This is a genomic window from Erythrobacter sp. SCSIO 43205, from assembly GCF_019904235.1.
GTDB lineage: Bacteria > Pseudomonadota > Alphaproteobacteria > Sphingomonadales > Sphingomonadaceae > Erythrobacter.
The window spans coordinates 476,993-499,200 of sequence record NZ_CP063202.1 but is presented as its reverse complement, the minus strand read 5'-3'; the positions used below and the strand labels follow the sequence as shown (position 1 = coordinate 499,200).

The window sequence follows — 22,208 nt, the reverse complement described above, 5'->3', positions numbered from 1 at the left end:
TCAATTGGGGCTTGGCTTAACGTGCGTGAGCCCGCTACACGAATTCGGCAAACAGGTATGGGACCACGAGGAGGAAACCCACTATGAAGAAACTTGCAATGGTAGCGGCCCTTGGCAGCCTTGGTCTGGCCGCTTGTGGCAGCACAGATGACGCCTCAACCGAGGCGATGCCCGACACGGTCGAAATGCCCGCTGACGAAGCGCTTGAACCGATTGCAGAAGAGCCTGTCGAAGACCCGGCTGCGATGGAACCTGCGGATCCTGCCGAGACAGCGCCAAACCTTGAGACTACCGAAGCGGCAGCCGACGCCGCTGCGCAGGTGGCCGCGGACGCTGCTGCTGCTGCAGAAGCGGCAGAAGCAGCCGATGCGATTGATGTCAGCAGCTTTGGCGGTGAAGACATCCCCCAAGACCCGCCGCAATAAATCATGCGCTCAGCCGTTTTGCTTATTGCGGTATGTTTGAGCCTTGCCGCCTGCGGTGGTTCGGAGGCTGAAATCGCCGGCCCGCCAAGCGAGGATGAAACGCAGGCTTTGAACAAAGCGGCTGAAATGCTGGATGACCCACGCGGTCCTGAACGCGGCCCTGAACGCGGCCCTGAACGTGGTGAGGCTCCGGCGAGCGAGACAATCAAAGGCGAAGAGAGAGAAAGGGCTTCGAGCCAATGAATGCACCCCAAGCGATCGGGACGCTAAACCCCGGCATGGACAGCGATGTATTTGAACAATTCGCAGAGCAGTTGACACGTTATGTGCGCGAGCGACTGATCCCGGCCGAAAAAGAGGTGATCGAAAACGACGCCATCCCTCCTGAGATCGTCGATGAAATGCGCGAAATGGGCCTGTTCGGCCTGACTGTGCCCGAAGAATATGGCGGCGCCGGCCTCAATATGACCCAATACGCGCGCATCGTGAACATCATGGCTTATGCCGCGCCCGCATACCGTTCGATTTTCTCGATCAACGTCGGAATGTTCGCCAGCGCGCTTAAGAACGGCGCGACCGAAGCGCAGCGCGCGGAATGGTTTCCAAAGCTCGCCGAAGGCAAGATCGCCTGTTTCGGCCTCACCGAACCGGGATCGGGCTCTGACAGCGCCGGCCTGCAAACCACAGCGCGGCCAAGCGCGGACGGCAATGGCTGGGTCTTGAATGGCTCCAAGCGTTACATCACCAACGCGCCCCACGCCGATGTGGCTCTCATCATGGCGCGCACCGAGAAGGAAAACCTTCCGAAAAATGCGCACGTCAGCGCCTTTCTGGTGCCGATGGATACGCCGGGTGTTTCAACCGGTTCGCCGGATAAGAAAATGGGCCAATCGGGCAGCCATGTCTCGGACATTATGCTCGACGATGTTGAGGTGCCGGGCGAAGCGCTGCTTGGCGGGGAGACTGGCAAGGGCTTTCGCTTTGCAATGCAAAGCCTCGATAACGGGCGCATTTCCGTTGGTGCAACGGCAGCTGGATATGCGCGCCGCGCGCTTGATTCAGCAATCCGGTATGCCAATGAGCGCAAGGCCTTTGGCGAACCCATCGCCAATTTCCAGCTGATCCAGCAAATGCTGGCTGACAGCGAGATTGAAATCTACGCTGCCGAAGCGATGATGCGCGATGTGACAGAGCGCGCCGACAGAGGTGAGAACATCCTTATCAAGGCGGCTGCTTTCAAAGTCTTCTCATCGGAAATGTGCGGACGCGTCGTTGACCGCGTGGTGCAGGTTTACGGCGGGGCGGGGTACTTGGCTGAATATGACGCCGAACGCTTCTACCGCGATGCGCGCATCTACCGCATTTACGAAGGCACTACACAGATTCTCCAGCTTCAAATCGCAAAGCATATGCTGCGCGAATGGCAGGCGTTGAACGGATAAGGGAGAGCAGCGCCCACCCGGCTGCGGCCAAGCCATCCTGAAACAAGTTCAGGATGGCAAGTCTTGCTCCCCTCCCGCCTGCGGGAGGGGTTGGGGGTGGGCCAAGGAACACATGTATAACCTTCTAAACGACCTCTCGATCATCGAAGTCTCAAGCTTCGTCGCCTCGCCCACAGCGGGCCTTTACTGCGCGCAAATGGGCGCAGAGGTCATTCGCGTTGATCACACGGGCGGCGGGCTCGACTACGACCGCTATATGCTGACCAAAGAGGGTCGCTCGCTTTCCTGGGAGAATTTGAACCGCGCGAAGAAATCGGTCGCCCTCGACCTGCGAAGCGGCGAGGGACGCGAATTGTGTGTCGAACTTGCGGCAAAGACGGGGCAGTGCATCACCAATCTGCCGGAGAAAAGCTTTCTGTCTCACGCAGCGATGCAAGCGAAACGTGATGACATGGTAAGCGTGCGCATCATGGGTTGGCATGATGGGCGTCAGGCGATGGATTTCACCGTCAATGCCGCGGCGGGCTATCCGCTCATGACCGGGCCGGAGGAGTGGGACGCGAAGACCGCGCCCCCGGTCAGCCAGCCGCTGCCCGCATGGGATTTCATCACTGGCGCATACAGCGCCTTTGCCCTGATGTCGGCGCTGCACCACCGCGCCGCCACGGGAGAAGGTTCGCAAATGCGTGTGCCTTTGGGCGATGTCGCTATCGGGACACTCGCCAATTCGGGCACCATGGCTGAAATGCTCTATCGCGGCTCTGACCGTGAGCGCTTGGGCAATGCCATCTGGGGCGCATTCGGGCGCGATTTTCAGAGCAAATGCGGCGCCCGCTTTATGGTCGCAGCGCTCACTCCCAAGCAATGGAGCGGCCTTGTCGCCGCTTTCGATGTGGCCGAAGAAATCGCTGCGCTTGAGAAAGAGCTTGGCGTTGATTTTAACGCAGGCGACCGTCCGCGTTTTGAAAACCGCCACCGCCTGTTTGATCTTTTCCAGAAGGCTGCCGAAAGCTTCGACTACGAAACGCTCTCGACCCGCATGGCGGATCATGGCTGCACCTTTGAAAAATACCGCTCGCACCACGAGGCATCGACCGATCCGGTGCTTGTGACGGACAATCCCCTTTTCGGGCCATCGCCTGCGAACCCTTCGGGCTTTGAATATCCAGCCACGCGTTCTTTCGCCAATATGCCGGAACGCGAAGCCGGAAATCCTGCGCCAGCGCCTTTCCTTGGGCAACATTCCGAAGAGGTGCTTGCCGACAAGCTTGGCCTCTCATCGGGCGCAATTGCCAAGCTGATTGACGCTGGCACCGTTGCCGTTTCCGATAAAGACGCAGACTACTCACACCGCTAAGAAAGATCGCTCATGTCCAGACGCGCCGCTATTGTTTCACCCTTACGCACCCCCGTTGGCAAATTCCTCGGCGGGCTTTCCAGCCTTAACGCAGGCGAGCTTGGCGCGGTGATTTTGAAGGCGCTGGTGGAGCGCTCCGGCATCGACCCCGAGCGTGTCGACGACGTGGTTTTCTCACAAGGATACGGCAATGGAGAGGCGCCTGCGATTGGCCACTGGTCATGGCTTGCTGCCGGCCTTCCCTTGGAAGTGCCCGGATACCAGCTCGACCGTCGCTGTGGCTCTGGCCTGCAAGCGGTCGCTAATGCTGCGATGATGGTCGAAACCGGGATGGCGGATGTCGTCGTCGCTGGCGGATGCGAGAGTATGTCCAATGTCGAGCACTACACGCTTCAGGGTCGCGGGGGTGCGCGCATGGGGGACATCACGCTCTACGATCGCCTGTCGCGCGGCCGTCTGATGAGCCAGCCGATCGAGCGCTTTGGCGTTATCACCGGTATGATCGAAACCGCCGACAATCTGGCGAAAGATTATAAGATCACCCGCGAAGAGGCGGACGCTTACGCGGTGCGCTCGCACCAAAATGCGGCTGCCGCGTGGGAAGCGGGTAAGTTCGATGATCATCTTGTGACGGTCGATGTTCCTCAACGGCGCGGTGATCCTGTGACCTTTGCCAAGGACGAAGGCTTCCGCACCGACGCGACGATGGAAACGCTTGGGAAGCTTCGTGCCATCGATAGCAAGCGTGACCCGCAAGCCATCGTCACCGCCGGTAATGCCAGCCAGCAGAACGACGCGGCAGCAGCTTGCCTGGTGGTGGCAGAAGACAAACTCGAAGAGCTCGGCCTTACCCCATCGCTCTGGTTCGGAGGCTGGGCAGCGGCGGGCTGTGACCCTTCGCGCATGGGGATCGGGCCTGTGCCCGCGACCGAAAGGCTTTTCGAACGGCGCGGCTACAGCTGGGACGACATCGACCTTGTTGAATTGAACGAAGCTTTCGCGCCGCAAGTGCTCGCCGTCCTGAAAGGCTGGGGCTGGAGCGATGATGATTCGCGCCGCGAGATCCTCAACGTCAATGGCTCCGGTATCAGCCTTGGTCACCCGATTGGCGCGACCGGCGGGCGCATCTTGGCCGATATGGCGGCAGAAATGCATCGTAGGGGCGCGCGCTATGGCCTTGAAACCATGTGCATTGGCGGGGGTCAGGGTATCGCGGCTGTGTTTGAGCGCGCCTCATGAATTTTGAGGACTGGATCGGGCGCACGCAAGAAAGCCACGACACGCTCACCCCGCAGCACGCCGCACAGTGGTGCGCGACCCTCGACATTCCCATGCCCGAGCGCTGGATCATGCCGCAGGGTGTCCATTTCGTCCTGTGCACGCCCGATGCCCCTACCTCGGCACTTGGCGAAGACGGCCACCCTGCCCGTGATGAGAGTCCTGACAGCTTTTTTCCGCCCTTTCCCCTCCCGCGCCGGATGTGGGCCTCAAGCGATATTCGCTTTATCGCACCCATCGCTGTGGGCGCGGTCATCAAGCGCACCAGCCGTATTGCCTCCATCAGCGAGAAGGACGGCGCGTCCGGCAAGCTCGCCTTTGTGAACGTCGAGCATGAAACGCTCGCAAACGGCACGCTGTCGGTGAAGGAGACGCAGACACTCGTCTACCGCGAGGCTGCTCCGGCTGATGCGCCGCTCAGTCCGCTTGGAGCCAGCGAAGGGGTGTTCGATGCAAGCGCATGGGACGCACACCGCCTTATCGTGCCCGACGAGCGACTGCTCTTCCGCTACTCTGCGCTCACCTTCAACACCCACCGCATCCACTATGACGCGCCCTATGCGCAAAATGTGGAGCGCTATCGAGGGCTCGTGGTGCACGGGCCGCTCACCGCATCGCTGCTATTGCAAATGGCGGCAAGTGAGCTTGGCGACAATCGTCTGCGCCACTTTGCCTTTAGAGGTGTCTCGCCAGCCATTGCAGGCGATCCGCTCAACCTCGTCATGCGCAAAAGCGAGGATGGTTTTGAGCTCGGTGCCTTTGCCAGCGACGGGCGACAAGTGACCAAGGCTTCTGTCAGCCTTTAATCAAGTCGGGTAAGGCTCAAGCGGTTTCAGTACCCCGTAAGTCTCTTTGTGTGGCTTATGCCCAAGATCGGGAAAATCGATTGAAGGCGGCTCGATATGCATATCAGGCAGGCGGTCGAGCAGGTCGCGGATTAGCGTCAAACGCCCGCGTTTCTGATCGTTGAAATCGACCAACGTCCATGGTGCGTGTGCCGTGTGCGTGGCTTTCAGCATGGCCTCGCGCGCATCGGTGTAGGCCTGATACTTTTCACGCGCAGCCAGATCGACGGGCGACAATTTCCAGCGCTTCAATGGGTCTTCACCGCGTTCTTTCAGCCGCTCTTCCTGACGGTCCTGATCGGTGGTGAGCCAATATTTGAACAGCAAAATGCCATCATCGGTGAGCATCTTTTCAAAGATAGGCGCGACTTTGAGGAACGCCTCCGCCTCCTCTTCAGAACAATATCCCATCACCCGCTCGACCCCGGCGCGGTTGTACCAGGAGCGGTCGAACAGCACGATTTCGCCCGCGTGCGGCAGGTGGCACACGTAACGCTGGAAATACCATTGGATTTGCTCTTCTTCGCTGGGCTTCGACAGGGCAACGGTGCGGCATTGACGCGGGTTCAGCTTGTCGCGCACCGCTCTGATCGCGCCGCCTTTGCCCGCCGTATCGCGCCCTTCAAAGATCACCACGATCCGCGCGCCCGTCGCCTTTGCCCAGCGCGCCATGCCGACCAGTTCCTCGGTCAGTGGCTCTAACAGTTCGCGGTATTCCTTGCCTTTCAGCGCCATCACGTGCCCCCTATTGTACTTGCAGATGCGGCCCAATAGTATCATATGATACTACATGGCTACCAAGGCACATCCTGACACCGATTACACTGCACTTCCAGAGCTGGGGGCAGATGTGTTCACCGCGCCGCTCGCCAAGCCTGAGCACGTGGGCGAGGATTGGGTCGAACCTGCGCAGACCGATTATTCCACCGAAGATCATCAGGTGTGGAACGATCTCTTCGCGCGCCAGATGGAGGTGCTCCCCGGACGCGCCGCCAGCGCCTTTATGGCTGGCCTAGACAAACTCGATCTGTCGCGCGGCGGTATCCCTGAATTTGGTGAGCTGTCAGAGGAATTGGGCAAGCTGACGGGGTGGAGCGTTATTCCCGTACCCATGTTGATCCCCGATCACGTCTTCTTCTGGCACTTGGCCAATCGCCGTTTCCCGGCGGGCAATTTCATCCGCTCGCGCGAGACATTCGATTACATTCAGGAGCCTGACGTATTCCACGATGTCTTCGGCCATGTGCCCATGCTGACCGATCCGGTGTTTGCCGATTATATGCAGGAATATGGCCGCGCCGGGTGGAAAGCGATGCGCTACAACCGATTGAAGTCGCTGGGCGCGCTTTATTGGTACACGGTCGAATTCGGCCTGATCGAAGAGGCTGAAGGCATCCGTGCCTATGGCGCCGGTATCCTGTCAGGCCCAACCGAGGCCAAGTTCGCCGTTGAAGCCAAAAGCCCCAATCGCATTATGCTCAACGTCGACCGCGTCATGCGCACCGACTATGTCATCAGCGATCTGCAGCCCACATATTTTGTGATCGAAAGCTTTGAAGACCTCTACCGCCAGACAGTGGAGCGCGATTTTGACCGGCTCTATCGCAATCTTGCACCCGGCTTCACCTACGCCAATTCAGCTGTGATCGACGTCGATAATGTGGTGAACCGGGGCACACAGGAATACCACCTGCGCGGGGGCAATGGCTCTGGTGCCGAACCAGTTTAGGGCCCGGTTCAGACCTCGCGTGTAGCGAAGGCGTAATAGCCGACGATTGCGGGAAGGGTTGCGCCCACCGCTGCGCCAAAACCCAGCCAGCTGAGCGAGCCCAGAAACGTGCCGCCATTAGCGATAAGCCCTGCGGTGAGGCTGGCGACAATACCAACGGCAATCATGCGAAGAACCGCGCCGGGGATCTCAAGACGCAAGACGATAGAGCCAAGCCAGCCTAGCAGTGCGCCAAGGTTGATGAGGATGATTAAAGCCATGGTTAGAAGAAGTACAAGAGCCCGACGCCCATAGCCACCCGGTAGAGAACAAAAACCATCATCGAGGCTTTTTTAAGGAAATTCATCAGAAAATACATGGTGGCAAAGGCCGAGATAAAGGTCAGTACCCCTGCGATGAGCGCATCCACGGCCAATGCCATGCCCGCCTCGAAAATCTCCGGCACGATCAGCACACCTGCGCCCGCCACAGCGGGAATCGACAGGAGGAAGGAGAAACGCGCCGCCTCCACCCGCTTGTAGCCAAGGAAGCGCGCTGCGGTCATGGTGACGCCTGAACGCGAAGTACCCGGAATAATCGCGAGCGCCTGAGCCATCCCGACGATCAAGCCATCGCGCCAGCTCATGTCTTCGAACTCTTTGACTTCGCTCCCGACCTTGTCCGCAAGGCCGAGCAGCACGCCATAGAAGATGAGATTAAAGGCGATGAGATCGGTGAAACGGATTGAGCTCATCAGATCATCATTAACAATCTCAATCCCGAACAGGCCGGTCGCAAGCCCGTTGAAGAGGCCAAGCTTGATCGAAAGACCAAACGCCACCGCCGGAATGGTGCCAAGCACAATCCACCAGAACAATTTGCGTTCAGCAGGCGCATTGGGAGCTTTCGCCCCCACCCCAATGGACGCAAAGCCGCCGCGTGCAAGCACCAGCACATCTTTGAAAAAATAGACGATGATCGCCAGCAGCGAGCCCACGTGCACCGCCACATCGATCAGCGGGCCCTGATCCTGAAAGTCGGTAAAGACCGAGATCAAAATGAGGTGCCCCGACGATGAAATCGGCAGGAACTCGGTGATGCCTTGCACCACGGCGATAATAAGAAGCTGCAAAAACGACATAGGCCCAACTCCATGAATGAAGCCGGGCCCATGTCAATTTCAAAGAGGCGAAACGCCTGCGTTTTTTACCAGATCTTCACGCGCTTCTCTGGCGGGAGATACAATTCGTGCTCTTCAGTGACGTTAAACGCCTCGTACCACGCATCATTATGACGCACGGCATTGTTCAGGCGGAATTCGCCGGGAGGGTGGTTGGCCGTCATGACCCGGTTACGAAGGCTCTCCTCGCGCTCCATCCCGCGCCAGATCTGAGCAAAACCAAGGAAGAAGCGTTGATCGCCAGTAAGGCCGTCAATCACCGGAGCCTCTTCACCGTTGAGCGAAAGTTTGTATGCGCGGTAGGCCATTTGCAGCCCGACCACATCGCCAAGCGTCTCTCCCATGGATTGACCTGCGCGAAGGCATTCTGGCCCGTTTGACCCTTCAACCGGACAATACGCTTCGATGAATTCGCCCATTTGCTTGGTAAACTCGACGAAGCCTTCGCGGTCTTCGGGTTGCCACCAATTGCGCAGCGTGCCTGTCGCGTCGAATTGCGAGCCTTGGTCATCATAGCCATGGCCAATCTCGTGCCCGATGACAGCGCCAATGCCGCCATAATTGACCGCCGGATCAGCGCTGGCGTTAAAGAACGGCGGTTGCAGGATCGCAGCGGGGAAGACGATGCGATTGGTCAGCGGCGAATAATAGGCGTTCACCGTTTGCGGCGTCATGCCCCATTCGGTCGGATCAACCTTTTCATCGAGGCGCGAACGCATTTCCGCATCCCACCACGAGGCAACCGAAAACGCATTGGCAAGCGGGTTGTCGGCGGTGATTTCCATGCCGTCATAAGTCTTGAACTCGTCCGGATAGCCGATCATCGGCACGAAGCCATTAAGCTTGTCGCGTGCCTCTTCAATGGTCGCCTCGGTCATCCACTCGTTGCGATCAAGCGCCTCGTTCATCGCGGTCGTGAGGTTGGCAACAAGCTCATCCATGCGCGCCTTGCTTTCAGGCGGGAAATGCTTCTCGACATAAAGCGCACCAAGTTGCTCACCCAAAGCCTGTTCCACTGCACTGATCGCGCGCTTCCAGCGGTCCTGCTGCTCTTCGCGGCCATTGATCGTGCGACCGTAGAAATCAAAGCTCGCTTCATCCAGATCGCTCGACAGCACAGCGGCGTAATCGTTGAGCATGGTTTTTGCCATATAGGCTTTGATCGTTGCGAGCGGCGTTTCGTTGATAAGCTGCATCATGGCTGGCAAACCACCACCAATCATGTCGAGCTGCGCCTCAGTCAGGCCCATCGCCTCGATTTCTTCCTCTGTGGGAGGAAGCTGGCGCGCAAGGAAGCGTGTCTGCCCATTGAGCTGTGAAGCTTCGAGCACGCCTTCGATCGGGAAATCGCCTGCCAGCTCGCTCAGCTCTTGCTCGCTGAGCACATTGTAAGTGAGCTGCGGCATACGAAGGACCGGACGTGCCCATTCAAGGGCTGCAACCTTTGCCTCGAACGCATAAACAGCTTCCGCTGCGCCCGCTGCATCCGCATAGCCGGCTGCTTCAAACATGGTCGTGAGGAAGGCTTTGTATTTCTCGCGAATTTCAAGATTGCTCTCAGAATCGACAAGGTAATAATCACGGTCCGGCAGCCCCATGCCGTCAAAACCAATGCCAACTGCGTAATCGGTTGGGTTGCGCGCATCGATGGTGACGCGTGCGCCGACAAGCGATGGGAACCCCGGCTGTGCCGAGACGCGCATCAGCGCATCAAGGTCAGATGCGCCATAGATTTGAGCAAGATAGGGCTGCACAGGTGCAAGGCCGTTTGCATCAATCGCGTCCACATCCATGTAAGAGGTGTAGGCATCAACAATGCGGCGCGCTTGCGTTCCGGGAGCAGGGTCAGAGGCGACCAGCTCTTCGACCAGCGTTTTCACATCCTGCGTCGCGCCTTCGCGAAGCATATCAAACGCGCCATAACGTTGACGGTCAGCAGGAATTTCATTGGCGGCAATCCACTTGCCGTTGACATAAGCGTTGAAATCGTCGCCCGGTTGAATGGAGCTATCAATAGTCTCAAGCCCAACGCCCCAGCTGCCGAAATCCATCGTCGGCGCGGTGGTTTCGCTGCCGGTATCGGCGTGATCGTCAAGATGGTCGGTGAGGCCGTGGGGTTGGTGCTGGCTGTGGTCTTGGTGATTGTCCTGCGCAATCGCGCCCGTCGAAAGCGCGAGGGCTGCGGTTCCTGCAAGAAGGAATTTGGTGGTTCGGATCATGTTCAATTGGTCCCCGATTGAAAATTGCTTGAGACGTTACTCTCGTAAATGTGGTTTAGCGCAAGCGCATCGACAAGGTTGCCCTTGGTCGCACGTGCAGCGTTGTTCGTCGAAAGAAGTGCCGTTCAGTCGTGCCCGGTTATGCCGCCTCGGTTGCTGCAAACTGCAACTTGGCAAGGCGCGCGTAAAGCCCGCCATTTTCTGTCAATTCGGCGTGCGTTCCCTGTTCGACCGCTTCGCCATTGCTCAGCACGATAATGCGGTCGGCTGCGCGCACGGTCGCAAGGCGGTGCGCAATCACAAGGGTCGTGCGGTCTTTCATCAACTCATCGAGCGCAGCTTGCACCAATTGTTCGCTTTGCGCATCCAATGCGCTGGTCGCCTCGTCCAGCAACAGGATCGGTGCATCGCGCAGGAGCGCGCGGGCAATCGCCACGCGTTGCCGCTGACCACCGGAAAGCTGCGTACCGCCTTCGCCAAGATAAGTGTCGAGCCCTTGGGGAAGCGCTTTCAAGAACTCTTCAGCATTGGCCGCGCGCGCAGCTTCCCAGATTTCTTCATCGGACGCATCCCAGCGGCCATAGCGAAGGTTGTCTCGCGCATTGGCGCTGAACAAAACACCCTCTTGCGGGACGAAAGCCAGCCTCTCGCGAATATCGGCAGGATCCGCCTTTGGCAGAGGCACGCCGTCGAGGCGGATAGTGCCCTCTTGCGGGTCGTAAAAACGCTCAACCAGTTGGAACAGCGTGGATTTACCAGCGCCCGACGGGCCAACGATAGCAACCGTCTCTCCCGGCTCGATTTCAAGGCTGAAGTTTTTGAGCGCAGGCGTGTCAGGCCGCGCGGGATAGCGAAAAGTGACATTGCGAAAGGAAAGCGATCCACGAGGCGGCGACGGCAGCGCTTCTGGCCTCTGCGGTGCGGCGATTTCAGAGCGCGTCTCAAGCAATTCCGCCAACCGGCTAGCCGCACCTGCGCCGCGCAAAAGATCGCCGTAAACTTCGGTGAGCGAGCCCAAAGCGCCCGCGACAAGGCCGCCGGTCAGAACAAATGCAGCGATGGTCCCGCCGCTGATTTCACCTTGCGAAACCGCAAGCGCGCCGCGCCACATCACCAGCGTAATACCGCCAAAAACGAGCAGGATGACGATGGATGTCATACCCGCACGAAGCGCGATCCGCCGCCGCGCAGTGTCGAAGGTCCGCTCCACAACGCCGGCAAACCGATCGCCTTCGCGCGCTTCCTGCCCGAAGCTTTGAACGACCTTCATCGCGGAAAGGACTTCGGTCACATAGGCGCCCACATCTGCCACGCGGTCCTGGCTTGATCGCGAAACAGCGCGAATCTTGCGTCCGAAAAAGACAATCGGGAGGATCACGAGAGGTATCCCGATCAAAAGAGATATGGTGAGCGTCGGCGCAAGATAGAACAGCAGGATTATCCCGCCAATGCCCGTAAGCGTGTTGCGAAGCGCGACCGATACGGTTGTGCCCACCACCGTCTCAATAATCGCGGTGTCCGAAGTCATTCGGCTGGAAATTTCCTTAGGGCTGTTTTCCTCGTAAAAGCTGGGCGACAAACGCAGCAGGTTGCGCTGTACCTTTAGCCGTATGTCGGCCACGACCCGCTCCCCGATCCAGCTGACGAAATAAAACCTGGCCGCTGTCCCGATGCCCAGAATTAAAACAATCATCAGCAGATATTGGAAAGCATGGCCGATCTCTTCGGGTCCGGCAGAGCCGCTGAATGCTTCGTCGATAATGACCTTGAAGCGCCACGGGATCGCGAGAGTAGCCAGCGCCGACACCATCAAAGCGGCAAGCGCATAGCCGATCTGAGCCGGGTATTTCCCCGCCTCACCAAAAACCATCCTCAAAGGCGCGAGCGAACGCGACTTTGGCGCGGCCTCGCTTACCTCAGCAGTGTCCTCCACCGACCCACTTTCGTCGCCATCACCTGTCTGGATTTTGTCAGCTTGCGCATTCATATCGACTTTCACCTAGTCGCGAATGCTAAAAATTACACCTGCAAAAGCCACAAAATCGACAGACGGGCGCGACGAAGGCGATTGTGCATTGCACAATTATCTGTCACACCCCATGTAAGACGAGACACAAACGCCGCGTGATAGGCCCGATCAAGGGGCCGATAAGTCGAGCCACGCGCCCAAACTTTGGACGGGTCAACAATGCTTTACAAAGCCTATGAACTCCAGCGCAGCTGGCTCAATTCAGTCAGCACGGTCGCCTCACTCAGTTCCGAGCTCTTAAGCAGCCCCTCCAATCCGTGGAGCAAGACCACCATCGGCGCGATGAGCGCCAATGCTTTTGACGTGCTTGCCCATTCAACCGCTGCATACGGAAAGCCCGCCTTTGGCATCACCGAAGTTGCGATTGATGGAAAGACCCATTCGGTCATCGAATCAACCGTGCTCAATCGCCCGTTTGGTGATCTCAAACGCTTCCGCGTTGAAGGCGTGGACATTGTCGATGGCGAGGCTACTGCGCGCCGGCCCAAATTGCTGATCGCAGCGCCGATGAGCGGGCACTTTGCAACGCTGCTTCGCGGGACGGTCGAACGGATGCTGGAGTCGTGCGAAGTGTACATCACTGACTGGGCCGATGCGAAGACCGTGCCCGTGCACGAAGGGTCATTCGACCTTGATGATTACATCGACTATCTGATCGAATTTCTCGAATATATCGCCGCGCAATCGGGGACAGAACGGACCAAGCCTGCGCGCCCGCATATGATGGCAGTGTGCCAGCCTTCGGTTCCTGCCTTCGCCGCAACCGCGCTGCTTAACCAGCACGACTCGCCCGCAAGTCCCGACACCCTCACCATGATGGGCGGGCCGATTGACACGCGCGAAAGCCCGACCACGGTCAATGATCATGCGATGAACCGTCCAATCGAATGGTTCCGTCAAAGCGTAATCGCCACCGTCCCGATGCAATATCGCGGCGCGGGACGTAAGGTTTATCCAGGCTTCATGCAGCTTTCCGCCTTTATGAGCATGAACCTGCAAAGCCATATGATGAGCCATTATGAGATGTTCAAACACCTCACACTGGGCGATGAAGAAAGCGCGCAGGCGACCAAGGATTTCTACGACGAATATCGCGCCGTTTGCGATATGACCGCGGAATTTTACCTCCAGACCGTCGAAGAAGTGTTCCAGAAACACTCCATCCCCAATGGCGAGTTCCGCCATAAAGGCGAGATCGTTGACCTTGCTGGCATTACTCACACCGCCCTTCTCGCGGTCGAAGGTGAGCGCGATGATATTTCAGGCATCGGCCAAACCAAGGCGGCTCTCAAACTCACGCCCAATTTGGCCGAAGATAAGAAGAAATATCTTCTGGCTGAGGGCGCAGGCCACTATGGCATCTTCAACGGGAGCCGCTGGCGCACGAAAGTCGCGCCGGTGGTCGAAGAGTTTATCGCCGCTCATTCTTAAGAGGCATTGATGGCCGACAGGCTCAGCGATAGCCGTTTTGCGCGGCGGTTTGGCCTTTCCACGCCGATTGCGCTTGCCCCTATGGCGTTTGGCACTGGCGGCGCTTTGGCAACGACCTGCGCCAAGGCGGGGGCACTGGCGCTGATCGGCGGGGCTTACGGCGATCTAGAGTTTACCAGCACCCAATATTCAGCCGCTGAAGAAGCGCTTTGTGATACGCCAGAGGCTCTTGCGCGGCTGGGCTGTGGTTTCATCACCTGGCGACTGGAGGAGGATTCATCGGCGCTCGATTGGCTGCTGGATCGCGAAGCAAAACCTGCTGCAATCATGCTTTCCTTTGGCGATCCCACAGCGCTCGCCAAACGCATCATCGCCGCTGATATTGCGCTGATCTGTCAGGTGCAAACGCTCGCCATGGCGCGCGAGGCGGTGGAGGCGGGCGCAAGCGTTATCGTTGCGCAAGGCGCAGAAGCAGGCGGTCATGGGATGAACGCACTCGACGGGCGCAGTACCTTTACGCTGGTGCCCGAAATTGCCGATTATCTCGCCGCCAAGGCGCCCCACGTTCAATTGCTCGCAGCAGGCGGGATTGCCGATGGGCGCGGACTTGCTGCTGCTCTTATGCTTGGCGCGGACGGCGCATTGGTGGGCTCACGTCTTTGGGCGAGCGCTGAAAGCCTGGCGCCAGAAGCCGCGATTGCTCAAGCCGTGGCCGCTGATGGTGACAGCACCGCGCGTTCCAAAGTGTTTGACATATTGCGCGAGAAAAACTGGCCAGCCCACTTTGATTTTCGAGCGCTTCGAAATGGTATTCACCGCGAATGGGAAGGCCGCTTGGACGAACTCGGCGCTGACCCAGCCGGGGCAATTGCCAACTATAAGGCGGGTGTTGAAGCGCGCGATTACTCCCGCGCACACGTGACCGTTGGTGAAGGGACGGGGCTTATCAAGGACGCGCCCAGCGCAGGCGAAATCATTGCCGCAATCGACGCTGAGGCGCGCGTGCTCCTTCAATGATGGTTACCCGCCCTTAACCACAAGGCCCAATCTGGCGGTAAAGCCTAAGTAGTATCCCATATGCTCGATCTGATCGAAGCAATGGGGCGAATATGATCCAGACGACCAAAACCATTTGCGTTGCAGCAGCCTTGTGCATGGGCAGCGCCGCGCTTGCGCAGAGCTCTGGTTGGAGCATTTCCGAAGCAGACGGGCAGGTATCCGTCATTCGCGGCGACAAATCACTCTATGGCGCACGCGGAACTGAATTGCAGGTGGGCGATGTCGTCAAGACAAGCGGAGCGGCCAATGCGGTTCTGGTGCGTGGCGACAAATTTGTGGTCGTGGAGCCAGACAAAGCCGTGCGGATTAAACCGCCGCAGGATCAGGGCATGGTCGGGCAAATGGTCGAATTTGTGAGCGGCCTTCTTGCCCCCAGCGAGGACAAAACGCGGCTCAGGCGCCCGATGCAGGCATCTGTGGTAAAAGGGCTCGGCGGCAATATGATGGCCGAGCAAAACACCGCGAGCGAAAGCGGCTCCAACCCAAGCGACGGCGGTTAGGCAGCTTTCTTCTTGCGCCGGCGCGGCTTTTCAGGGCTCGATTTAGCCGGCGCGATTTGCAAACGGTTCCAAAGGTCCAGCGCTGCGACTTTGTAGCCTTCGGCAAGCGTTGGATAGTTGAAGCTGTTCTCGACGAAATAGTCGATTGTCCCGCCAAGGTTAAGCACGGCCTGTCCGATATGGACCAGCTCCGAGGCTCCTTCGCCAACGACGTGAACCCCTATAAGCTTGCGCGTGTCGCGGTGGCAGATGAGCTTGAGGATACCCGCCTCAAGCCCCATGATGTGCCCGCGCGATGTTTCTCTGAACCGCGCAATGCCGCATTCGTAAGGAACGCCCGCTTTGCGCGCATCGTCCTCTGTCATGCCGACACTGGAAAGTTCGGGAACCGCGTAGACCCCGTAAGGCGGTGCTTGATCGTCAGCGCAAATCGGTTCGCCAAACGCATGGCAGGCAACCGCGCGGCCCTGCTCCATTGAGGTGGAGGCGAGGCTGGGAAAGCCGATTACATCGCCTGCGGCATAGATATGGGGGACAGAAGTCTGAAACGTGGTGCGATCGACTTCGAGCCGTCCACGCCCGTCCGCCTCAAGCCCGCACGCTTCCAGATTGAGGCCAGACGTCGATCCCTCACGCCCGGCCGCAAACAGGACCATTTGCGACCCGATCAAACGCCCGTCGGCCAATTGGCAAATGGGGTCGCCCTTTTCGCTGAAATAGACATAGGAAAGCGAGCATCCCAGCCTCAGGCACATCCCCCGCTCACGCATGGATTGAACGAGGTGATCAACGATCTCCCGGTCCATGAAGGGCAAGAGCTGCTCATTGGGCTCGATCAATGTCACCGGAATGTCGAGCGCGCTAAAGATCGTCGCATATTCAAGGCCGATCACGCCCCCGCCCACCACCGTCAGACTAGAGGGCATTTGCGGTTGGAGGATGAAGCTGTCGCTATCGAAGACATTGGTCTGGTTGAACGGGATATGTGCGGGCCGATAGGGGCGCGTACCAACCGAAATGAGGATTTTCTCGCCCTCGATTATCTCTTCGATTTCAGAGCCACCGAGCTCGCGCTTGATCGCTATCTCGTGGGCGCTTTTGAAGTATCCGCGTCCGGCGATTGTCTGCACACCGTTGCGCGCAAACTGGTGTTCGAGGACGGCCACTTCATAGTCGAAGGTTTTACCGATACGTTGATCAAGATCATCAGAGCAGATTGTCGCTCTGGTCCTGTACCCTTGGCCATAAAATGCGCGCTCGCGCCAACCCGACAGGTTAAGCGCCGTCTCGCGCAGAGTCTTTGAGGGGATTGTGCCAGTGTGCACTGACACTCCGCCGACCTTTGCGCGGTCATCCACCACCACCACTGACTTGCCAAGTTTAGCCGCCTGGATGGCAGCGCGCCGTCCGGCAGGGCCAGCTCCCAATACAATAAAGTCAAAACGCGCCATAGGGCCTCCCGTCCATACAGGAGAACGACCACAGGGGGTGTGGCTTAACCCTCGGAAATTTCCTTAGGAGTGCGGAAGAACAGGCGGCTGATCACCCGCTTGGCCATCCACAAAAGACCGATCACAACAACCAGCAGGACCGCCGCCACCCCGGCAGCGGCAAGCGGGTATTCATAGGCGAACCATAAGAGGCCAACGGTCGCGACATCCTCTGCGGTGGAGACAGCGACATTGCTGACAGGTTCAGGCGATGTGTTGACCACGGCGCGCGCCGAGGCTTTGCCGCCATGCGCGAGGAAACTGGCCCCGCCGCCTAGCAAGAAGGCAATCACTTGGGTCGCAGGGTCGGACGGATCGACAATCGCGAGCGCGAGCAACGCCCCGCCAACCGGGCGAACGAGCGTGTGCACCGTGTCCCAAGCGCTATCGAGCCACATTACCTTATCGGCGAAAAATTCCGCCAGCGCGCCAACAGCTGCGATCCCCATAACCCACGGGTTTTCAAGCACGCCGAGACTGGCCAGATGCTCTGGCACAGGCAGCGCCTCCAACCGCATCGCAAGGCCGGTTGCAAAAATGCACAGATAAAGCCGCCAACCGCTTAAGAGGCTCACTGACCCTGCGATCCCGATGATTTCCAAAATGCCCATGGGCAGGCAGGATGCGCCAGTGCGTCTTCAGTGGCAAGCCCCACGCCGCAACGGTCCCGGCTCGCCCCCAATCGTCATGGAACGATGGCGCTGACTTCTTGTTCGTCAGGGGAATCGAATGAATAATCAAAGGAAACGCCCCCATGCCAAAATTTGCAACCCGCGACGGAACACACATTCGCTATAAGGAACTGGGCGAAGGTCGTCCTATCATCTTGATCCACGGCTGGCCTCTATCGGGCGATAGCTGGGATCCGGTGATGATGGAGCTTGCCGACAAAGGTATGCGCGCGATTGCCTATGACCGTCGCGGTTTCGGTCGGTCCGACCATGCTTCGGGGGGGTATGACTACGATACTTTCAGCGATGATCTGGCGGATCTGATCAACCACCTCGGACTGACCGAGAATATCGGCCTCGCCGGATTTTCGATGGGTGGTGGTGAAATCGCGCGCTACATGAGCCGGCACGGCGGAAAAGGCGTCAACGCTGCGGCTCTCATCAGCTCGGTTGTGCCTTATATGTTGAAAACCGACGATAATCCCGACGGTGTCCCGGATGAGACATTTCAGGAGATGACCAAGGGCATGAAGAGCGATTTTCGCGCATTCTTCACTGATTTCTTCAAGGATTTTTACGGTGTCGGGGGCCCCGGTACGCAGGTGAGCGACGAAGAACGACACTGGGCATGGCTGACCACAATGAAGAGCGCGCAATATGCGACCCTCAAGTCCGCTGCCGCTTTTGCCTACACCGATTTCAGGCCAGACCTTGAGCACATCACCGTGCCAACGCTCGTCATTCACGGGACCGCGGATAAGACGGTCCCGATTGAGGTCACGGGTCGCCAAGTGGCAGAGAAAGTCGAGAGCGCGACGCTGATCGAATATGAGAACGAACCGCACGCAGTGTTCGCGACCGTTACCGACCGGCTTGCCTCGGACCTGGTCGATTTTTTCCAGAACAATTGATTTATCAGGGCCTCAAAGAAAAAGGCGCGCGGTGGGATGACCCTTCCGCGCGCCCTTGTCATTGTTTCGAGCTGAGGAAGCTTAGAAAACTTCGAACAGGCCCGCTGCGCCCATGCCGCCGCCGACACACATGGTGACGACAACATATTTTGCACCGCGACGCTTGCCTTCGATCAAAGCGTGGCCGGTGCAACGCGCGCCCGTCATGCCGTATGGGTGACCGATCGAAATCGAGCCGCCGTTGACGTTGAGAATGTCGTTGTCGATACCGAGCTGATCGCGGCAGTAAAGAACCTGCACAGCAAACGCTTCGTTCAATTCCCAAAGACCGATGTCATCCATCTTGAGGCCGGTTTGCTTAAGCAGCTTCGGAATTGCGAAAACAGGGCCAATGCCCATTTCGTCAGGCTCGGTGCCAGCAACTGCCATACCGACATAACGGCCAAGCGGCTCAAGACCTTTTTGCTCAGCGAGCTTGGCTTCCATCAGGACGCTTGCAGACGAACCATCGGAAAGCTGCGAGGCGTTACCCGCAGTGATCGTCTTGTCCGGGCCCATCACAGGCTGGAGCGCTTGCAGCCCTTCCAAAGTGGTCGAAGGACGGTTGCCTTCATCTTTGGTGATGGTGACTTCTTTTTGCGAGATTTCACCGGTTTCCTTGTCTTTCACCATCATGGTGGTGGTGGCAGGCACGATCTCATCATCGAACTTGCCAGCTTCCTGTGCGGCAGCAGTGCGTTGCTGCGATTGAAGCGCGTATTCATCCATCGCATCGCGGCTGATGTTGTAGCGCGCGGCCACTGTCTCAGCGGTGGCGAGCATCGGCATATACACATCCTTGTGCATCGCGATCAGCGAGGGGTCGGGAGCAACGCGCATCTCTGGGGTCTGCACCATGGAGATCGAATCCTGACCACCGCCAACGACAACGTCCATATTGTCGACGATGATTTGCTTGGCAGCCGTTGCGATTGCCATCAGGCCTGAGGAGCACTGGCGGTCGATGGTTTGCGCTGCGACAGTGACAGGTGCGCCGCCGCGAAGGGCGACCTGACGGCCGATATTGCCCGATTGCGTTCCTTGCGTAAGCACTGCGCCCCACACGACATCGTCAACTTCACCGCCGTCGATGCCGGCACGCTCAACCGCGGCCTTGTAAGAGAACGAGCCGAGCGTTGCGCCCGGAGTTGCATTAAAGCCGCCTTTGTAAGCGCGCCCGATGGGCGTGCGAGCGGTAGAGACGATGACTGCGTCACGTGACATATTGAGGGTGTCCTTTTTATTATCGCCGCAAATTTCGTCATCCCGGCGAAAGCTGGGATCTCAAGCGGCAAAGTGGGGTATTCGTAGCTCTAGACCCCAGTTTTCACTGGGGTGACGAGGAAGGGTTTATACGAAGAGCATGGTGATCCATTCACAGATCAGGGCAGGCTTTTCCTCGCCCTCGATCTCAATCGTGATCTCGGCGGTTTGCTGCCATTGACCGGGGCGCTTTTCGACCATTTCGAGCAGCTTCCAGTGGCCGCGGATACGCTTGCCCACGCGCACAGGCGCGATGAAGCGGGTTTTGTTGCCGCCATAATTCACGCCCATCTTCACGCCATCAATCTTTGGCGTATCGCTGTTCGCGCCAAGATAGGGGATCATCGACAAGGTCATAAAGCCATGGACGATGGTGCCGCCGAACGGGGTCATCTTGGCTTTTTCTTCATCGATATGGATGAACTGATGATCGCCGGTCGCATCGGCGAACATATTCACTTTCTCCTGAGTCATCTCGACCCATTCAGAAGTGCCGATGTTTTCGCCAACCTTGGCGGCCAGATCTTGAGGTGTGGTCATGTGCTGGGCTCCCTTCCCTTGGCGCGGCACGCATCATGGCGCGCCCGCGCGGTTTACGTTTACGTTAAGTTGGGGCCGTAATGGCAGGGGCGAACGCCAAACGCAACGATAAAGCGTTAGAGTGATCAGCAGGTGAGAAAGGCGTTAGCCGATGCCGTTACGGCAATGCTGGCTGCGGGCCTTGGGCGGAATGAGCCTTGCGTGCCCGCTTACTACGAACCGCGCGCCTTTGGAGGCGCTGTGATGCCCGATCAGTGACCAGAAACCGCTTCGCTGAGTCGAGCCGATGGACGTAGGAATAAAGCCCGATTTGCAGCCCCACGATCATCAACATCACCGGTTGATAGCCAATTCCTTGAAAGGTTGCGCCGACCAGATAGATAAGGCTCGCCATCTGCAAGGCGGCGGCCATGGGCGAAATCCACGCCTCGTTTTCTTGCGTCTTGCCCTTCCAGCGCCGATAGGTCTTTTCCATCTGCCACACGCCAAGCCCGTGAAGCAGCAACCATATGAACAGCCCCGGATACCCCTGCTCTCCCAATAGCTCGAAGAAAGAGGAGTGAAAGGCGCGCGCTTCGTCGGTCACTTCACGGTATTCGGTGGTGGTGGTGTTGCCGTCCTCATTCGTAGTGCGCACCGGCATGGTGTAGGTAAAAGAGTTTGAACGATAGGCGTCAAACCCGCCGCCGAGCGGTTTCGATGACGCATAGTCAATCGTCCACGCCCACACCTGCATCCGGGTGGAAGCGCTTTCGTCCCCGCCAGGCTGAGCGATGGTGGCCATGCGGTCGTAATAGCTTTGCGGCAAAAACGGCAGCGCCATCAGGGCGAGCACGGGTGCAGCGGCGATAAACAAAAGCCGCTTTTCGGTATAACGCAGCAGGCAAACACCCAGCGCTGCGATACACAAAAGCCCAGTGCGTGCCTCTGTCCCGATGGGGATCATCAAACAGGCAAAACACAGCGCCACTGCGAATACGGTGACAGTCCAGTGCGGCTTGATGATCGTGCCAAAGCGGGTGAACCATATGATCATCGGGATGAGGCCGATCGCAACAGTTGCGAGCGTCGAGCTTTCGTAAATCCCGCTATTGTCCTTCACGAAGAATTTGAGCGACCCATAGCCGCCCCCGCCCAGCACCGTCTTCATGCCGGTTGAGATGACAATCATCCCGACGGTCAGAACCATGGTGAGCGCAAGCGCTTCGATCCTCTCGCGGGTGGTGACGGTAAAGGGCAGGAAGATGGCAAACACCATCGCCTTCCACACCCAGTCCCATTTGGTCGCAGCCTCTTGGGGGTAATCCGCAATCTGAAGCGTGAAAAAACACCAGCATAAAAGGAGCAGGATCAATCCCTGGCGCAGCGAAAAGCGGGCACCTTCTTTCTTGTCGAACAACACCCACCCCACAAAAGCCGCGCCAAAGGCGATGAGCGACACTGGCACGCTTTGAATAATGCCATAACCGATGTTCTGAGGGGCCAGAATGTCGATATAGACATAAAGCAGCACCCAGAAATACGGCCGCTTGAGCCCCAGCGCCAGAATGAAGCCGATAAAGCCGAGAAAGACGAAATCGATCATTGGTCCGCGTCGTCCGGCTCGCGCGCTGCGGCCTTGCGAGATGCGCGCCGCTGGGCTGAGTTGGGGCGTTTGGTCCTGGCTTGTTCACGAAGCGCAGTGATCGCCGGATCGACATCGAGGCTGTCGCGCACAACCAGCCGCACAAACACGAGCACAAGCAGGCCGTGGCCCAAAGCAAGAGCGAAATAGTCGATCATCTTGGCTGGCGCTTTACAGCAGAGCAGTTGACGGCGCGT

At 58.3% G+C, this 22,208-nt stretch carries 22 protein-coding genes; 11 read left to right on the top strand and 11 right to left on the bottom strand.

Annotation, left to right across the window (positions count from 1 at the left end; genetic code table 11):
- The first annotated feature begins 83 nt into the window (after window positions 1-83).
- From INR77_RS02475 to INR77_RS02450, 6 genes are all read left to right on the top strand, one after another.
- On the top strand, window positions 84-425 hold the full coding sequence (locus INR77_RS02475) for a hypothetical protein (protein ID WP_223072373.1): 342 nt from the start codon (window positions 84-86) through the stop codon (window positions 423-425).
- Window positions 426-428: 3 nt separating this feature from the next.
- A complete protein-coding gene (locus INR77_RS02470; protein ID WP_223072372.1) occupies window positions 429-668 on the top strand; it encodes a hypothetical protein in 240 nt (79 codons plus the stop codon).
- Complete coding sequence (locus INR77_RS02465) at window positions 665-1,867, top strand: acyl-CoA dehydrogenase family protein (protein WP_255573877.1); 1,203 nt, start codon at window positions 665-667, stop codon at window positions 1,865-1,867. The genes INR77_RS02470 and INR77_RS02465 overlap by 4 nt, the downstream gene beginning before the upstream one ends.
- Window positions 1,868-1,979: 112 nt before the next feature.
- Window positions 1,980-3,224 (top strand): CoA transferase, encoded by a 1,245-nt coding sequence (locus tag INR77_RS02460; RefSeq protein WP_223072371.1) that lies wholly within the window; start codon window positions 1,980-1,982, stop codon window positions 3,222-3,224.
- A 12-nt stretch (window positions 3,225-3,236) separates the two neighbouring features.
- Complete coding sequence (locus INR77_RS02455; RefSeq protein WP_223072370.1) at window positions 3,237-4,463, top strand: acetyl-CoA C-acetyltransferase; 1,227 nt, start codon at window positions 3,237-3,239, stop codon at window positions 4,461-4,463.
- Entirely contained in the window at window positions 4,460-5,308 is an 849-nt protein-coding gene (locus tag INR77_RS02450) for a MaoC family dehydratase N-terminal domain-containing protein (RefSeq protein ID WP_223072369.1), read from the top strand. Before INR77_RS02455 ends, INR77_RS02450 begins: the two co-directional genes overlap by 4 nt.
- On the opposite strand, the gene ppk2 is transcribed toward INR77_RS02450, so the two are convergent.
- Window positions 5,309-6,082, bottom strand: coding sequence for a polyphosphate kinase 2 (gene ppk2, locus INR77_RS02445; protein WP_223072368.1), 774 nt, complete (start codon window positions 6,080-6,082; stop codon window positions 5,309-5,311). It abuts the gene before it with no gap.
- Window positions 6,083-6,137: 55 nt separating this feature from the next.
- Here ppk2 and phhA point away from each other — a divergent pair, with 55 nt between their 5' ends.
- Entirely contained in the window at window positions 6,138-7,076 is a 939-nt protein-coding gene (phhA, locus tag INR77_RS02440) for a phenylalanine 4-monooxygenase (protein WP_223072367.1), read from the top strand.
- A gap of 8 nt (window positions 7,077-7,084) precedes the next feature.
- Here phhA and INR77_RS02435 read toward each other — a convergent pair whose 3' ends face one another.
- The 4 genes from INR77_RS02435 to INR77_RS02420 form a co-directional block, all read right to left on the bottom strand.
- Window positions 7,085-7,336: a hypothetical protein gene (locus INR77_RS02435; RefSeq protein WP_223072366.1), complete on the bottom strand. Its 252-nt coding sequence runs from the start codon at window positions 7,334-7,336 to the stop codon at window positions 7,085-7,087.
- A 2-nt stretch (window positions 7,337-7,338) separates the two neighbouring features.
- Window positions 7,339-8,196: an undecaprenyl-diphosphate phosphatase gene (locus INR77_RS02430; RefSeq protein ID WP_223072365.1), complete on the bottom strand. Its 858-nt coding sequence runs from the start codon at window positions 8,194-8,196 to the stop codon at window positions 7,339-7,341.
- A gap of 65 nt (window positions 8,197-8,261) precedes the next feature.
- Window positions 8,262-10,454, bottom strand: a complete 2,193-nt coding sequence (locus INR77_RS02425) for a M13 family metallopeptidase (RefSeq protein ID WP_223072364.1) — start codon at window positions 10,452-10,454, stop codon at window positions 8,262-8,264.
- Window positions 10,455-10,593: 139 nt separating this feature from the next.
- Window positions 10,594-12,441: an ABC transporter transmembrane domain-containing protein gene (locus tag INR77_RS02420; protein ID WP_255573876.1), complete on the bottom strand. Its 1,848-nt coding sequence runs from the start codon at window positions 12,439-12,441 to the stop codon at window positions 10,594-10,596.
- Window positions 12,442-12,642: 201 nt separating this feature from the next.
- Between INR77_RS02420 and INR77_RS02415 the strand changes: the two genes are divergently transcribed.
- From INR77_RS02415 to INR77_RS02405, 3 genes are all read left to right on the top strand, one after another.
- Window positions 12,643-13,914: a polyhydroxyalkanoate depolymerase gene (locus INR77_RS02415; protein ID WP_223072363.1), complete on the top strand. Its 1,272-nt coding sequence runs from the start codon at window positions 12,643-12,645 to the stop codon at window positions 13,912-13,914.
- A 9-nt stretch (window positions 13,915-13,923) separates the two neighbouring features.
- Complete coding sequence (locus tag INR77_RS02410; protein ID WP_223072362.1) at window positions 13,924-14,931, top strand: nitronate monooxygenase family protein; 1,008 nt, start codon at window positions 13,924-13,926, stop codon at window positions 14,929-14,931.
- 92 nt (window positions 14,932-15,023) lie between these two features.
- A complete protein-coding gene (locus INR77_RS02405; protein WP_223072361.1) occupies window positions 15,024-15,473 on the top strand; it encodes a hypothetical protein in 450 nt (149 codons plus the stop codon).
- On the opposite strand, the gene sthA is transcribed toward INR77_RS02405, so the two are convergent.
- Together sthA and INR77_RS02395 are read right to left on the bottom strand one after the other, a co-directional pair.
- On the bottom strand, window positions 15,470-16,924 hold the full coding sequence (sthA, locus tag INR77_RS02400; RefSeq protein ID WP_223072360.1) for a Si-specific NAD(P)(+) transhydrogenase: 1,455 nt from the start codon (window positions 16,922-16,924) through the stop codon (window positions 15,470-15,472). The genes INR77_RS02405 and sthA overlap by 4 nt on opposite strands.
- A 44-nt stretch (window positions 16,925-16,968) precedes the next feature.
- Complete coding sequence (locus tag INR77_RS02395; protein WP_223072359.1) at window positions 16,969-17,574, bottom strand: DUF4126 domain-containing protein; 606 nt, start codon at window positions 17,572-17,574, stop codon at window positions 16,969-16,971.
- A gap of 143 nt (window positions 17,575-17,717) precedes the next feature.
- Between INR77_RS02395 and INR77_RS02390 the strand changes: the two genes are divergently transcribed.
- A complete protein-coding gene (locus INR77_RS02390; protein WP_223072358.1) occupies window positions 17,718-18,545 on the top strand; it encodes an alpha/beta fold hydrolase in 828 nt (275 codons plus the stop codon).
- Between the two features lie 81 nt (window positions 18,546-18,626).
- Here the strand turns inward: INR77_RS02390 and INR77_RS02385 are convergent, their stop codons facing one another.
- The 4 genes from INR77_RS02385 to INR77_RS02370 all read right to left on the bottom strand — a co-directional run bounded on the left by INR77_RS02385 (window position 18,627) and on the right by INR77_RS02370 (window position 22,169).
- The gene (locus INR77_RS02385; protein WP_223072357.1) at window positions 18,627-19,808 is read right to left on the bottom strand and encodes an acetyl-CoA C-acyltransferase; all 1,182 of its coding nucleotides are present in this window, start codon (window positions 19,806-19,808) and stop codon (window positions 18,627-18,629) included.
- A 126-nt stretch (window positions 19,809-19,934) separates the two neighbouring features.
- On the bottom strand, window positions 19,935-20,387 hold the full coding sequence (locus INR77_RS02380; protein ID WP_223072356.1) for a MaoC family dehydratase: 453 nt from the start codon (window positions 20,385-20,387) through the stop codon (window positions 19,935-19,937).
- A gap of 157 nt (window positions 20,388-20,544) precedes the next feature.
- The gene (locus INR77_RS02375; protein ID WP_223072355.1) at window positions 20,545-21,972 is read right to left on the bottom strand and encodes a putative O-glycosylation ligase, exosortase A system-associated; all 1,428 of its coding nucleotides are present in this window, start codon (window positions 21,970-21,972) and stop codon (window positions 20,545-20,547) included.
- On the bottom strand, window positions 21,969-22,169 hold the full coding sequence (locus INR77_RS02370; RefSeq protein WP_223072354.1) for a hypothetical protein: 201 nt from the start codon (window positions 22,167-22,169) through the stop codon (window positions 21,969-21,971). Before INR77_RS02370 ends, INR77_RS02375 begins: the two co-directional genes overlap by 4 nt.
- Window positions 22,170-22,208: the final 39 nt, after the last annotated feature.